Here is a 14,608-nt window from a genome sequence, read left to right as displayed (position 1 = left end):
GCCTATTGAGAATTTATGATGTTGAAGTTCGGAAATGAGGTAGGGTTAGTTAAATTCTGACACAGGGAATGGTGTTCGGGGGGTGAAGCCATTCATTGCAAAGTCGAATTACCAAGAGATTTCTAATTTCGGAATCTTCAATGACCACATGAACGGTGTTTCGGAGGTGGAAGCCCTACTTTTTAAGAAAAATCAAAAGCGCTAGGAGTTTTGCGAAGCGCGCAGAGCATTGCGCCAGCCACTCTTTGTGTGCTTACCTAAGCTCCTGAAATACTTTATCTTAAATGTTTGAGGGGAGAAGATGTTGAGCTTTAAGAACGGCGAGAGCCATGTCTCGCCAAGCGCATTGGCGCTTTTGCGCCGTTTTAGCAGGTCACGTCGCAACGAAATTCGTGGAGCAATTTCATATATCGCTCAAAATGGAGTTAGTTCACGCTCCATAGAAATTATCCGGCGTAACAATAACGTGGAGGATATGGCTGTTTCCGCGAGCTTATTAGAGGCACCATACGGTCTCAGAGGGCGCGCCGTTACGGGGTTGGTTCAGAAGGATGTTTGGGAAACCTACACTACTCCTGAGCAGGCATTCGAACTCGAACTAGCCTATTTGTGCGGTTTTTTGAATGCTTGGCCCGAAGAAACTTCTAAAGCAATTGGTACGATTGAGATAATCTCTGGGGCTTGGAATACTGAACACTTAGATGCTGCGTGCGCTCTGCTTGCTTGCGCTAAAGAGTGGGGCGCTTCGAGCTACCTCGCGTTCAAGGTAGCGTATCTAAAACATGTGTCGACTGGCGATGCTGCAACCCTGTCTGTACTCAATGAGATAGATGATATCGTCGGGCATAGAGACAGTCCTGCGCTTCAGTTCAGCGCCATGGAATACATGAAGGAAAATCTGTCTCTATTTTCGATAGCTCGAAGGCATACAAATACTCTTCGCCACGTGTTTTCTGGCAACTTTCGCCGTAGTCACAGTTTAAATAATCTTGTTGCAACACCGTTCTCCAGCGCAGACGCCGCTTCGTTTCTGCACAGGGCAGTAGAGTCGAGTCTGTTAGATGCAGTTTACTCTCTGTGGGTGATTTGGAGTCTACGTGATCGCTTCCCAAATCTGGAGCATGTAGTTGCCCAGGTTCTAAGCGAGGACTTGCTGCATCAACTCCTGTTGGCGAAGGACAGTGTAGATAAATCTGAGTGCCCGCTTCTCGTGGAAAACCTGGGTGCCGAACTGGATCGCTCTTTGGAATGCTACAAGAAGAGCTCCGCCTTTCTGGAGTTCACTGTCCTCGCTCGGTTCCGAAATGATTTAGATCGTGTCATTGGGTATCGGTTCGTCGTCTCGCTAATTGCAAAAGGCAAAGATTGGCCATCTGAGCCTTATGAAAACTTGAGCGTGCTCATGAAACCAAGTGAAGTTTTTGATGTTTTTGAGCATGGCCATGACAATGTAAAAGTGGACACATTTTATCGAACATATCTCTTCCTTCGCTACGTGCAGGATAAGGGCCAGCTGTCACTACTCAGTGAGAATGAGGTAAAATTTCTTTTCAATAACACAGTGGGTCTTGATGCTCTTCTAACTGAAGCAGAGCTGCAAACTATGCATATGAGTGCGTCGGAAGATACTAGGGCCTTAGTCTCTGTTCTCGCGCTTGCATTGTTTAGAGGGCGTTCCTCAGACCCAGATGTCGACTTTGAGTACAGGCTTAAACTCGAAGATTATATCATCGAGAACTTCGCAGGGAATATTCCGGATTTTATTGCGGAGCTTACAACCGATAATCCGCAGATCGCAAGCTATCTGTCTTCATCGCTTGATGATGCAACACTGCAAAAAATGTACCGCCTTGTTAGTTCTTCTCAGCAGGCAGGGCAGGTAAGGAAGCAGATATTAACTTCCGTTGGTTTTGCGCTCAACCGGATCGAATACATTATCGAAGCAGAGGCAATCGAAACTCGTTCCAAAGTTTCAGGATTGCGTAAGTATTTCGATGGTAGCAGAATGTTCGTGGACTCTGTTGCGATGGGCGATTGGCTTGCTGCAAACCCTTCGGCATACACCCAGCATTATAAAGAGCTACTACCTCAACTGGTGACGCGCTTGGCAGCCATAGCTGATGTAAAAGACAGTCTGACGGGGCAGACCCGCAAGGTTCCAGTTGTTGAAGTCTCAAATACGGTTGATCATATCGTGAAGCAGATTGCTCAAGAGGCATTCCGAGAGTTTTGCATCAATCCAGAGTTTGGGATCGAGTCATATCTCGGGAGGCGAATTAGGCACAATACGCTGCATGGCGTAATGCTTGATCCGGTAGATGCAGTGGTTAGTAAACCAGTTTTTCACCCTGTAATTTCTCAGACAAGGTTTGGCGACGCAATTTCTCAATGGAAGTCTGCATATCGCATCTACATTGACCGGATGAGAAAAGAGTTTCTTCAGTTCAAATCAGAGGGAAAGCCCTTCGCGCTTTTTGACCCCACACTAGATTTCAGTGACTCCGCAACAAGAAGGGGCGTTGACAACTTAACACAAGCTCTGAAGCTCTCTGGTCCGGAGATGTTACCAGACTTAATGATAGCTTTTTGTTGGGAGCAGATTTCGCCGCAGTTGGACAATGCATCGAGAGAAATCAAAATAAGGATGTCTGGTGATGTTAAACAGTCCTTGGAGGCAATGGCCGGGAGGTTTTCTGGACCAGAGCAGCAACGTGTCCGAGTTGAGCTAAATGAAGCTATTGACGCAGTTTTCTCACAAGTCGCCAGCTGGTTTCGGCGTCCGGATACCGGATTTGTGTCGGCCACTATCAACGACATTTGCCGAATAATTGACATGGAAATTGGGCGCTCAGAGTCGCCGACTGTTGTCACCGGCAATCGGCTAGCAACCGAGTACTATGGCATTAGTGTGCATCGACTATACGATTGCCTCGCTGTTGTTCTGCAAAACGCTGTGAGGCACGGTGTGAACTTGGGTGAAGTAACCGTTAATGCCAGCTCACAGCCGATAATCGGAACAAATTTGCATAATCTCCGAGTTTCGGTTCTCTCGAAGATTCCCGAGGATAAAGTTGAGGCGTCGATTGCTCGAATTCAGGCGGCATTAGATTCGGCGGAAACTGGGAGGGATATGGTGACCGAGGGATACTCTGGTTTGAAAAAGCTGAAGTACCTTACCAAACTCAATTTGGGTGCGAGTAGCGTTGAATTTGTGTCTGTAGGTGACGAGGTAGAAATAATCTTCGGGCTTAAAGTGGAAATTTCTGCTGAGGAGGTTAGGAACAGTGAAAATCCTGTTGATTGAAGACGAACCCCACAAGAGAGACGAACTCTCAGGTCATTTGCAGTCTTTCTTTGGAGAACGGCTCAATCTTCAGGTCTCCGATAGTGTAAAATCGGCTATCGAATTGGTTTCAAACGACGATTACGATCTTATCGTTCTCGATATGGCGCTCCCTACGTTTTCTGTTGGCCAGAATTCGAGTGATGGCGGTCTTGATCAAGCATTGGGTGGAGTTGAAATTCTTAGAACCTTGCGGGCTCTGAATAAGTTCCAGCGTGTCATGATCGTCACTCAGTACCCGGACATATTTCTGGGTGGTAGAAGGGTCAAAATAGGTAAAGCTCAGATCGCACTTAAGAAAATGTATGGGCAGGAGGTAGTCGGTGCTGTCCTTTATAAATACAAATCACCATTGAACCGAACCAAGATAGAACATTTGTTGAGGCAACTAATTTGAAGATTCTTATCACCGAAGACGATAACAGTAAGCTAAAGCAGCTCGTTGGTTTCTTAAAAACGGAAGGTGTGCCGGAAGGCGACATCAAAATCGCGCGAAATCTTGCAGAGTTTGGTTCGAAGCTCACTGAAGAAATAGACATCTGTATCATAGATATTAGGATTCCCGCCTATGAAGGGGCCGAGCCTCATTTGAATGGCTTGGGGATTCTGCAACAGCTTGCAGGTTCAAGTGGTGGCCACGTAAAGTCCTTGGCCATTAGCGCGTATCCAGAAGAATTTGAAAATATACGGCAAAGATTCGAAAGTCAGGGGTGTATCTTGGCGAGTTACCACGAGCCTGCGACCTGGCAAGGGGCTTTGAAGGTCCTGTTGCTTCAGAGCGCTGCAAGGGAGAAGTTTGATTTCCTTATCTTTACCGCGCTGCGCGAAGAGCGTGTGCCATATGCGACTTTATTGGAAGGCGAGGGGGGTATTTCTACGCGTGGAGGGGTGACGCGTTTCGATGTAGAAATTGAAGGAAAGCGCGGGGCAGTAATAGAACTGCCAAAAATGGGACTTGTTGATGCGGCTGTAACGGCAGGGAAATGCATTCAGAGCTATTCTCCGAAGCTTGTTGCAATGTCGGGGATTTGCGGGGGGTTCTCGGGTAATGCTTTAATGGGGCAGTTGCTCGTCGCTGATCCTGTCTATGAGTACCAAAGCGGGAAATGGACTGGTGATGGATTTAAGGCTGAGCCATACCAAATACCAATTCAAGAGAAATTGAGGGCAGTGATTTGGGGGCTAATAGAGTCTGAGGATATTCTGGCAAGTTTAGAGGATGGTTGGCAGAAAAATAGGCCCAGTTGTCCTGCCGTGCCGAAGATGGCGCCCTTCACAAGTGGATCAGCGGTTATCGCAAACAAGGAATTTATGGAAAACGTTTCCCAGTATCATCGGAAAGTTGCTGGTTTGGATATGGAAGCTTATGCAATTTATCGTTCCGCACACCTCTCTGGTTCAGGTACTGCGGTTTTTGCTGCGAAAGTAGTTGTTGATCTTGCAGACGCAAAAAAAGATGACTCGCTGCACGAGTACGGTTCACATATTTCAGCGAAGTTCGTTACTAAGGTGATCCGTGAATTCTTTGGTGATCGGAACAAATGAAACGCAGAGCCGATGCGGCGCGTTTTTAAATGGTGAATTTGAAAGATATGTCTCCATGGATCAAAACTGGGGATGAACGATAGCAGTTACCTTCGCATAGCGTTTTATCACGCTTCATGAGATCATTCTTGATGAAGTGAATTTGTGAATCTCGTTTATTCTTTTTGGGCTTTGGTTGGGTCTAGGGTCACAGAAGAAACAATGCTCCTTAGAAGCAATCGTCCTCATCTATAGGGCTAATTTTCTTATACCAATTATCATTTGTTGGTTTGATAATATTGTAAAAAACAAGTTTTGTATGGGTGTCCCAAGCTTCCATCTGGGCAATATCTGCGGGTTGCTTTATTGCGTCCAACATGAACAGGTGATGTCCGCCCGCTGCGGCGATCTCCATCGCGCGTTTTGCTTTTTCCTGCCCTTTCACATCGCGGAGGTCACGGGCGTGATTTGGCAGGGTGACTTCGCCCGGATGGGCCTCGTGAATGGGGCGATCACCGGTGAAATGACGCAAGAGATGCGCCAGTGTTTTGGCGCCGTAGACTGGCGTTGCGCCGACCCATGCGGCTTCCGCGCCGCAGGCCTCCGGGCAGGCGAGAACGCAGTCCAGTTCGGCGGCTTTCAATGCGGCGGGCAAGGCGCCGTTGACGGCGACGAGGGAGCCGTCCAGCGCCAGTTCGCCAAGGGAGAGCGTCTCGGCGGCTTTCTCTTCGGGGATCAGGCCGGTTGCCGCGAGAATGGCAATGGCGACGGGGAGATCGAAATGCGATCCGACCTTTGGCAGATCGGCGGGCGAGAGGTTGATGACAAGTTTCTTGGAGGGCAGGGCAATCTGCATAGAGGCCAAGGCAGCGCGGACCCGTTCGCGGGCCTCAGTAACCGCTTTGTCCGGCAGGCCGACGATGGTGAAGCTCGGCAGGCCGGGGGCGATGGCGCATTGCACTTCGATGGGGCGCGCGTCGACGCCCTCGAAGGCGACGGAGAAGGTCCGTGCGACCATGGCCTGAGAACTCCCGTTAACCAATACACATCCGTGCTAGCGCAGGCATGGTTAGGAATTGGTTAACGAGGCAGGGGCGCGGTGTGCGCTTAGAGGCTTTCCGGCCAAGCTGTGGTCGGCAGATCCAGCGCGTAGGGGACGGGATCGTAGCTGATTTTCAGGCCATCCGCACGCCAAGCCCGGAATGCCGGGTCCGCCAGATGCGCGTTGACATAGGCGGTCAGACGTTCGGAGACGGGCAATCCATAGCCCGCGATCCGCGCTGCGACAGGGGCATAAAAGGCATCCGCCGCGCTATAGGGCCCAAATAGCCATGGTCCATCATCGGAGAACCGTTCAAACGCATGGCCGAGGACAAGCTCCAGCCGGTCGAGATCGGTTTGCACGCCCGGGGCGACGTCAAAGGATGCGTACTGGTGCAAGAGCTGCATGGGGCAGGCATCGCGGAGCGCGCTGAACCCGGCATGCATTTCGGCCACGAGCCAGCGGGCGTAAATGCGGGCCTCGGCATCTGCCGGCCAAAGGCCTGCTTCCGGGTGGCGTTCGGCGAGGGTTTCGGCAAGTGCGATGCTTTCGCCGATGACCCAGCCTTCTGGCGTGCGCACGGTGGGCACGAACCGCGCCGGGGAGAAGGGCGCGAGGTCTTCCTTCATGGTGCCGCTATACAGGCCGACCATGATTTCGCGGAAAGGGATGCCGAATTTTTCAAACAGGAGCCATCCGCGCAGAGACCAGCTTGAAAATGTTTTATCACCGATGAAAAGATCGTAAGACATGAGAACCTCCTGTTGTCAGGAGAATCTTATGTGAGAATTTCACATCATAAAAATTAATAATTGCACATTAATGTATCAATATTTGTGATTTATTTGCGTGCAAGACCAATCCCCAGAGATACCTGCAGGACAATCGATCAAAGTCACGGACAGCGGATCGATTTGATGTGCCATTGCTTCATAGGCCGTGCAGTTCAGGGCCTTTTGCAAGAGTGCGAGGATGACCCCCATATGGGCGACAACGATGGTCTCGCTTTCAAGCGTGTTGATCCCGGCATGGACCCGCGCTGAGAAACCATTCCAGCTTTCGCCTCCCGGTGGGGCGATGTCGCCGGGCGTTTCAAAAACACGCCGCGCCAGATCGCCATCGCGCTTTTGAATGTCCGCCCATTCCAGCATTTCCCAGTCGCCGAAGTGGGTTTCCCGCAGGCGCGGATCATGGGGCAAGCGGTGTCGGGTGTTCTGGATCGCGCTTGCGGTGTCGACCGCCCGGCTCAGGTCGGAAGAAATCACAGGAACCTGCGGCAGTGCTTGTTCCAATCGAGCGATGGCCGCATGATCGGAGAGATCGGCAGGCAGGTCGGTCCAGCCGACGAAGCTTTTCGCATGGGTCGGCCCGTGCCGGATCAGCCAGAGACGACTCATACCACCCCCTCCGGCAATGTGCCTTTCAGCGCGAAGGGCAGCCCCGCCATCACGCCGACGACCGTGTCGGCCTCCCGTGCCAAACGCTGGTTCAGCTCGCCTTGAGCGATGCGAAACTGGCGGGAGAGGGTGTTTTCTGGGACGATGCCAAGGCCGACCTCATTGGAGACAATGACGATCTCAGCCTTTGTGGTGCGGATCGCCGCCAATAGCTTCTCGGTCTCAAAATCAATGTCATGATTGGCCAAGAGATGGTTCGTCAGCCATAGCGTCGCGCAGTCAAACAGTAGGATTTCCCCTTCGCTCGCGCGGGAAATGGCCTGATCGGCAGCATAGGGTTCTTCAATTGTGCACCAGTTGGAGCTTCTTTTTGTGCGATGTCGCTCAGCCTTTGTGCGCATTTCTTCATCAAACATCTGCGCAGTGGCAAGGTAGGTGAGGCTCAAGTTGCTGTTTACGCATATTTTTTCGGCAAAATCGGACTTTCCCGAAGAGGCGCCGCCAAGCACGACTGTCATATTTGTGCACATGATCGTGAGATCCATTTTTCATCCGATTTGTTAGGCTCTGCGTATCAGGAGTAGCCACCGCTCGCAAACGGCCAAAAGCCATGGGACCCGCCTGTGAGTTGAGCCAGAGCGCACAGAAACCTTAACAGGAGGTTACAATGGCACTCGATGTGACTGCATCGGACAACGCCCTGCCGCGGCGGGCGATGAAAGCGGAAATGCTGGATGCTGAAACGGAGCTTCAGCTTGCACGCGCTTGGCGAGATGAGCGCGACGAGCAGGCTTTGCACCGTCTAATCACGGCTTACATGCGTCTGGCAATTTCCACAGCCGCGAAATTCAAGCGCTACGGCGCCCCGATGAACGATCTTATTCAAGAGGCCGGTCTCGGGCTCATGAAGGCTGCCGAGAAGTTCGACCCCGACCGGGGCGTGCGTTTCTCGACCTATGCCGTCTGGTGGATCAAGGCCTCTGTTCAGGACTATGTCATGCGCAACTGGTCTCTGGTGCGCACCGGCTCGACCTCCGCGCAGAAATCTCTGTTCTTCAACATGCGCCGCGTTCAGGCGCGCATCGAGCGCGAAGCTATGGCGCAGGGTGAGGTGCTTGATCGGGATCAGCTTTTGCAGATGATCTCCATGGACCTCGGCGTTCCGCTCCGCGATGTGGAGATGATGGACGGGCGTCTGTCCGGCTCCGACTTTTCGCTCAACGCGCAACAGTCGGGCGAGGAAGAGGGGCGCGAATGGATCGACACGCTCGCCGATGACGGGGAAACCACTGCCGAACAGGTCGGGGAAGCCCATGATCAGGCCCAGCTCAAGACATGGTTGGGTGAGGCGATGGGGAAACTCAGCGAGCGCGAGCAATTTATCCTGCGCGCCCGTAAACTGTCGGACGAGCCGCGCACGCTCGAAAGCCTTGGTGAGGAATTGTCGCTCTCCAAGGAACGCGTGCGGCAGCTCGAAGCGGGAGCCCTGCAAAAAATGCGGGTGACCCTTGAAACCCATCGCGGCGAGGTGCAGCATTTCTTCTCATGAAATGCTTGCTCTTTGTTGCGGCGATTTTCGCCGCGAGTCCCGCTTTTTCGGATCAAATTTCGCTGGAGGCCCTGTCCCAGTTGCCTCCGGCGGATGTCGTGATCCTTGGCGAAATTCATGACAATCCGATCCACCACACGCATCAGGCGACGGCGATCAAGGTCCTGTCGCCCAAGGCTGTGGTGTTTGAAATGCTGACGCCGGAGCAGGCCGCGCGGATCACGCCGGAGCTGCGCGCCAATGAGGAGGCCTTGTCCGAGGCTTTGGACTGGGAGATGTCCGGCTGGCCGAATTTCTCCATGTATTACGGCATTTTTGCCGCCAGTGATGCGCCGATCTACGGCGCAGCCTTGCCGCGAGAAGACGTGCGGCGTGCCTTCACTGAAGGAGCGGCGGCGGTCTTTGGGAATGAGGCCGGACGCTTTGGGCTTGAGACCCCTTTGCCCGCCGAAATCCAGTCCACACGCGAGCAAATGCAATACGAGACCCATTGCGCCGCCATGCCGCTGGAGATGATGTCGGGCATGGTCGAGGCGCAAAGGCTTCGCGATGCGGCCTTCTCGCAAACTGTGCTCCGGGCCTATGCCGAGACCGGCGGCCCTGTGGCGGTGATCACGGGAAATGGCCATGCGCGGACAGATTGGGGAATGCCGTCCGTCTTGGCCTTGGCGGCCCCGAACGTGACCGTATTGTCCATCGGTCAGTTAGAAGGCCTCCCGGACGAGACCCCGCCTTATGATTTATGGTTGGTGACGGAGCCGGTCGAAAGGGATGATCCTTGCGCCGATTTTGCGACCTCCATGTCCGATCAGGGCTGACCATTGTCTCAGGCGCGGCCTTGGCTTAGAACCAATCTTCGAAACGGGACGTGTCAAAGCACCGTCATAGCCGTCGCGGGCGAGGGAGAGCTGTCATGATGAACGGACGAACCATTCTGCTGATCATTGGCGGCGGCATCGCGGCGTTCAAATCGCTCGATCTGATCCGGCGTTTACGCGAGCAAGGGGTGCGCGTTGTGCCGGTTCTGACGAAAGCCGCCGAAGAATTCGTAACGCCGCTGTCCGTGTCTGCGCTCTCTGCCGAGAAGGTCTATCGCGATCTGTTCGACCTTACGGATGAGGCGGAGATGGGACATATCGAATTGTCTCGCGCCGCTGATCTTGTCGTCGTGTCACCGGCGACCGCCGATCTTCTGGGTAAGATGGCGTGCGGTCTGGCGAATGATCTCGCCTCCACGCTTTTGATGGCAACGGACAAGCCCGTTCTGCTCGCCCCCGCGATGAATGTGCGGATGTGGGAGCATCCCGCTTGCCAACGCAATGTTGCGCAGCTTCAAGAGGACGGCGTGCTCTTTGTTGGCCCGGAAGAAGGGACAATGGCCTGTGGCGAATTCGGTCCTGGTCGTTTGTCCGAGACGCCCGATATCATTGCGGCGATCCGACGCGCGCTGACCGAAGGGCCTTTGAAGGGCAAACATATCCTCGTCACCTCCGGTCCGACCCACGAGCCGATCGACCCGGTCCGCTATATCGCCAACCGCTCTTCTGGCGCGCAGGGGACGGCGATTGCCAAGGCGCTGCGCGATCTTGGCGCGGATGTGAGCTTTGTCACGGGCCCCGCCGATGTCGCACCGCCGCGCGGCGTGCGGGTGATTCCGGTGGAGACCGCGCGTGAGATGAAAGACGCGGTCGAGGCCGCTTTGCCTGCCGATGCAGCCGTTTTCGCGGCCGCAGTAGCGGATTGGCGCGTGGCGTCGGAGAGTGGGTCAAAAATCAAAAAACAACAGGGAAAGCTGCCCGTTTTGGAGTTTTCCGAAAATCCCGACATATTGGCCGGGGTGAGCCAAATGACGGAAGGCCGTCCGCGACTGGTCGTTGGCTTCGCCGCTGAGACCGACGATGTGATCGCGCATGCCACCGCAAAGCGCAAACGCAAAGGCTGCGACTGGATTCTCGCCAATGACGTCTCGCCTGCGACCGGCATCATGGGCGGTTCGGAAAATGCCGTGACCCTGATCACGGAGCGCGACGCCGATGAATGGCCGCGCATGGGCAAAGACGAGGTCGCGCGCCAACTGGCGTATCGTATCGCCGACCATCTGACCGGAAACTAAATTTAGGGATCATTGAGGAAGACATGAGCGTAGAGATTAAAATCCAATGGCTCGACGGGGCTGATCCCGAGATCAAATTGCCGTCTTACGAGACGGCACATGCGGCGGGTGGCGACGTGCGCGCGAATTTTCCGCCAGAGAAACGCGCAGAAGGCGTTGTACTTGCGCCGGGCGCACGCGCGCTGATTCCGACGGGCTTCGCGATGGAAATTCCGGCAGGTTATGAGGTGCAGGTGCGCCCCCGCTCCGGGCTGGCGCTCAAGCACGGGATTTCTTTGGTCAACACGCCGGGCACGATCGATGCGGATTATCGCGGTCCGGTCGGTATTATCCTGATCAATCACGGCCAAGAACCGTTCCATGTCACCCATGGGGAGCGGATCGGGCAGATGATTGTCGCGCCTGTGGTACAGGGCGATTACCAAGTGGTCGAGAGCCTGACAGACACCGCGCGCGGTACGGGTGGGTTTGGCTCGACCGGTCGGAAATGACTTTCTTCCTGATCATCGCGGCTGTGCTTTGGGGCATCGGATGGCTGACCGGCGCGCCGATGCGGGCGCGTTGGGCGATGATCGGGGTTTTGTATCTTGCTGTTCTTCTTGCGCTTTTCGTCTTGCCCGAGGGGCATGCCTTGCGCGTGAGCCTTGGCGGGACTTTGGGCGAATGGCTGGTGCTTGGCGGGGCCGGGCTTCTCATCATCGGCTACCGCGCGGCGCTTTCGGCGCTCCGCCGCAAGGCGCAGCCTGTTGAAGAGCAGGTCGATGACGGATCGTTCCGCCCGGCGGAACTGGATCGGTATATGCGCCATATTCTCCTGCGGGAGATCGGCGGGCCGGGGCAGAAAAAGCTCAAAGAAGCAAAGGTGCTTGTGATCGGCGCGGGCGGGCTTGGCGCGCCGGTTCTGGAGTATCTCGCCGCATCGGGCGTCGGTGTGATCGGTGTGATCGACCCGGATGTGGTCGAGGCATCAAACCTGCAACGGCAGGTGATTCATAGGGATGATCGGCTGGGAATGCCGAAAGTGTTTTCCGCCGCCGAGGCGATGAAGGCGCAGAACCCATTTATCGAGGTGCGGCCCTATCACCGGGCCTTTGATGACAGCACGCTGGATCTGGTCGCGGAATACGATCTGATCCTAGACGGCAGCGATAATTTCGACACGCGCTATCTGGTGAACCGGGCCTGTGTCACGCACGGCAAGCCCTTGGTTGCTGCGGCGATCACCCAATGGGAAGGTCAAATCAGCACTTATAAACCGCATGAAGATGGCCCTTGTTATCAATGTGTGTTCCCTGAACGTCCAGCGCCGGGCATGGTGCCGAGCTGTGCCGAAGCCGGCGTTGCCGCGCCGTTGCCGGGCATCTTAGGGACCATGATGGCGATGGAAGCGGTGAAGGAAATCACCGGCGCGGGGCAGGGTCTTCAAGGGCGGTTGATCATCTATGATGCGCTCTATGCCGAGACGCGGAGCATCAAGATCGCGCGGCGCGAGGATTGCCCGATCTGCGGAGCGCAAAACCACGTGTAAAGTCGCGACTGCCCCTTTTCCTTGGCTCCGGCGAAGCATAGCTTTGTTTGCAAAGGAGACATGCATGATCAACGCTTACCTGTCCGAGTGGAATACGCCCTTCAACCTGCCGCCCTTCGCCGATCTGCGCGATGAGGACGTCAAACCTGCCGTCGAGGCCGCCTTGGAAGAGGGCCGCGCGGCGATCAAAACGATCGCAGAAAATTCCGAGGCACCGAGCTTTGCCAACACCATCGAAGCTTTGGAAAAGGCCGATGCGACTTTGTCCAAAGTCTTGGGCGCGTTTTACGGCATGGCCGGGGCGGACACCAATGATGTGCGGGACGGGCTGATGCGGGAGTTTTCCCCGATGCTCTCCGCTTACTCTTCGGAAATCACGGCGAATTCGGCGCTGTTCGAGCGGATTGAGACACTCTGGCAGGCGCGTGACACGCTCGATCTGACCGACGAACAACAGCGGGTGTTGATGCTCACCCGTCGTTCTTTCGTGCGCTCTGGTGCGAAGCTTGAGGGGGCGGACAAGGACCGTATGGCGGCGCTCAAATCGCGCCTTGCGACCCTTGGCACCCAGTTCAGCCAGAACCTTTTGGCGGATGAGCGCGAATGGTTCATGGAGCTGTCTGAGGATGATCTGGAAGGCCTGCCGCAATTCGTGGTCGATGCCGCACATTCGGCTGGCGAAGAAAAGGGCGCGAACGGCCCGGTCGTTACCCTGTCGCGCTCCCTGATCACGCCCTTCCTGCAATTCTCCCCACGTCGCGATCTTCGGGAAAAGGCCTTCCGCGCTTGGGTCGCACGCGGTGAGAATGGCAATGCCAATGACAACCGCGAGATCGCGAAAGAGATTTTGGAGCTGCGCGAAGAACGGGCCAAGCTTCTGGGTTACGAGAATTTCGCGACCTACAAGCTCGAAACCGAAATGGCGAAGACGCCGGAGCATGTGCGCGATCTTTTGAAGCGGGTTTGGACGCCGGCAAAAGAAGCTGCGGAGCGTGATGCGGCGATCCTCTCCGACATGATGGCCGAGGACGGGGTGAACGGCGATCTGGAGCCTTGGGACTGGCGCTATTATTCGTCGATCCGCCGCAAGGCCGAACATGATCTCGATGAGGCGGAGCTGAAACCCTATCTGCAGCTTGAGCGCATGATCGAGGCGGCTTTCACCTGTGCGAACCGGTTGTTCGGGCTGGAATTCGAAGCACTCGACATGGCGGTTTATCACCCGGATGCGCGGGCTTGGAATGTGACGCGGAACGGCGAGCATATCGCCGTATTCATCGGGGATTATTTTGCGCGGGGCTCGAAACGGTCTGGCGCATGGTGTACGGCGATGCGCAGCCAGCAAAAGCTCATGGGGAACATTCGCCCGATTGTGCTCAACGTGTGCAATTTTGCCAAACCGCCGAAAGGGGAAGCGGCTTTGCTATCTTATGATGATGCACGCACGCTGTTTCATGAGTTCGGGCATGCCCTGCACCAAATGCTCTCTGACGTGACCTACGAGTCGATTTCCGGCACCTCGGTTGCGCGCGATTTCGTCGAGCTGCCGAGCCAGCTGTATGAGCACTGGCTGGAAGTGCCGGAGGTTCTCGAAGAATTCGCCACCCATGCGAAAACCGGCGAACCGATGCCGCGCGATATGCTCGACCGGCTGCTCGCGGCCCAGACTTATGATCAGGGCTTTGCCACCGTCGAATATGTCGCCTCGGCTCTGGTCGATCTGGAATTCCACGACGGCCCGGCCCCGAAAGATCCGATGGCAGCGCAGGGCGAGATCCTTGCCAAACTGGGCATGCCTCATGCGATCACCATGCGCCACGCCACGCCGCATTTCTCGCATGTGTTCTCGGGCGACGGGTATAGCTCGGGGTATTACAGCTACATGTGGTCGGAAGTAATGGACGCAGATGCGTTCGAGGCGTTTGAGGAAACCTCTGCTTTCGATCCGACGATGGCCAAAAGCCTTGAGGAGAACATCCTCTCCAAAGGTGGCGCACAGGATGCCGAAGCGCTCTACACGGCTTTCCGCGGTCGGATGCCGGGTGTTGAGGCGCTGCTCAAAGGACGCGGGCTGCTCGCGGCAGAGTGAGACCTTCGTTTCCTTTGCTGCCG

At 55.1% G+C, this 14,608-nt stretch carries 12 protein-coding genes and 1 pseudogene; 9 read left to right on the top strand and 4 right to left on the bottom strand.

Annotated features, from left to right (window positions below):
• Positions 1-301 precede the first annotated feature (301 nt).
• Genes ACYBHZ_RS01855 through ACYBHZ_RS01845 form a run of 3 tightly spaced genes read left to right on the top strand, consistent with a single transcriptional unit; the run spans position 302 to position 4,888 of the window.
• Complete coding sequence (locus ACYBHZ_RS01855) at positions 302-3,304, top strand: hypothetical protein (RefSeq protein ID WP_460272479.1); 3,003 nt, start codon at positions 302-304, stop codon at positions 3,302-3,304.
• Positions 3,285-3,740, top strand: a complete 456-nt coding sequence (locus ACYBHZ_RS01850; protein WP_460272478.1) for a response regulator — start codon at positions 3,285-3,287, stop codon at positions 3,738-3,740. The genes ACYBHZ_RS01855 and ACYBHZ_RS01850 overlap by 20 nt, the downstream gene beginning before the upstream one ends.
• Positions 3,737-4,888, top strand: a complete 1,152-nt coding sequence (locus ACYBHZ_RS01845; protein WP_460272477.1) for a 5'-methylthioadenosine/S-adenosylhomocysteine nucleosidase family protein — start codon at positions 3,737-3,739, stop codon at positions 4,886-4,888. The genes ACYBHZ_RS01850 and ACYBHZ_RS01845 overlap by 4 nt, the downstream gene beginning before the upstream one ends.
• Before the next feature lie 352 nt (positions 4,889-5,240).
• Here the strand turns inward: ACYBHZ_RS01845 and ACYBHZ_RS01840 are convergent.
• From ACYBHZ_RS01840 to cobU, 4 genes and pseudogenes are all read right to left on the bottom strand, one after another.
• Positions 5,241-5,885: pseudogene (locus tag ACYBHZ_RS01840) on the bottom strand (magnesium chelatase domain-containing protein); the annotation flags it as partial.
• 89 nt (positions 5,886-5,974) lie between these two features.
• Positions 5,975-6,661, bottom strand: coding sequence for a glutathione S-transferase (locus ACYBHZ_RS01835; protein WP_460272476.1), 687 nt, complete (start codon positions 6,659-6,661; stop codon positions 5,975-5,977).
• A gap of 75 nt (positions 6,662-6,736) precedes the next feature.
• Entirely contained in the window at positions 6,737-7,306 is a 570-nt protein-coding gene (locus tag ACYBHZ_RS01830; RefSeq protein WP_460272475.1) for a histidine phosphatase family protein, read from the bottom strand.
• The gene (gene cobU / locus ACYBHZ_RS01825; protein ID WP_460272474.1) at positions 7,303-7,851 is read right to left on the bottom strand and encodes a bifunctional adenosylcobinamide kinase/adenosylcobinamide-phosphate guanylyltransferase; all 549 of its coding nucleotides are present in this window, start codon (positions 7,849-7,851) and stop codon (positions 7,303-7,305) included. The genes ACYBHZ_RS01830 and cobU overlap by 4 nt, the downstream gene beginning before the upstream one ends.
• Positions 7,852-7,973: 122 nt before the next feature.
• Here cobU and ACYBHZ_RS01820 point away from each other — a divergent pair, with 122 nt between their 5' ends.
• From ACYBHZ_RS01820 to ACYBHZ_RS01795, 6 genes are all read left to right on the top strand, one after another.
• A complete protein-coding gene (locus tag ACYBHZ_RS01820; RefSeq protein WP_460272473.1) occupies positions 7,974-8,855 on the top strand; it encodes an RNA polymerase factor sigma-32 in 882 nt (293 codons plus the stop codon).
• Entirely contained in the window at positions 8,852-9,673 is an 822-nt protein-coding gene (locus ACYBHZ_RS01815; RefSeq protein WP_460272472.1) for a ChaN family lipoprotein, read from the top strand. Before ACYBHZ_RS01820 ends, ACYBHZ_RS01815 begins: the two co-directional genes overlap by 4 nt.
• A gap of 95 nt (positions 9,674-9,768) precedes the next feature.
• On the top strand, positions 9,769-10,968 hold the full coding sequence (gene coaBC, locus ACYBHZ_RS01810; protein WP_460272471.1) for a bifunctional phosphopantothenoylcysteine decarboxylase/phosphopantothenate--cysteine ligase CoaBC: 1,200 nt from the start codon (positions 9,769-9,771) through the stop codon (positions 10,966-10,968).
• Between the two features lie 23 nt (positions 10,969-10,991).
• The gene (dut, locus tag ACYBHZ_RS01805; RefSeq protein WP_460272470.1) at positions 10,992-11,459 is read left to right on the top strand and encodes a dUTP diphosphatase; all 468 of its coding nucleotides are present in this window, start codon (positions 10,992-10,994) and stop codon (positions 11,457-11,459) included.
• A complete protein-coding gene (locus ACYBHZ_RS01800) occupies positions 11,456-12,496 on the top strand; it encodes a HesA/MoeB/ThiF family protein (RefSeq protein WP_460272469.1) in 1,041 nt (346 codons plus the stop codon). Before dut ends, ACYBHZ_RS01800 begins: the two co-directional genes overlap by 4 nt.
• Positions 12,497-12,560: 64 nt before the next feature.
• Positions 12,561-14,585 (top strand): M3 family metallopeptidase, encoded by a 2,025-nt coding sequence (locus tag ACYBHZ_RS01795; protein ID WP_460272468.1) that lies wholly within the window; start codon positions 12,561-12,563, stop codon positions 14,583-14,585.
• Positions 14,586-14,608: the final 23 nt, after the last annotated feature.

Source organism: Celeribacter sp. ULVN23_4 (genome assembly GCF_054788345.1).
Note: the sequence above shows the minus strand (reverse complement) of the source record. Positions and strands in the feature narration are given on the sequence as shown.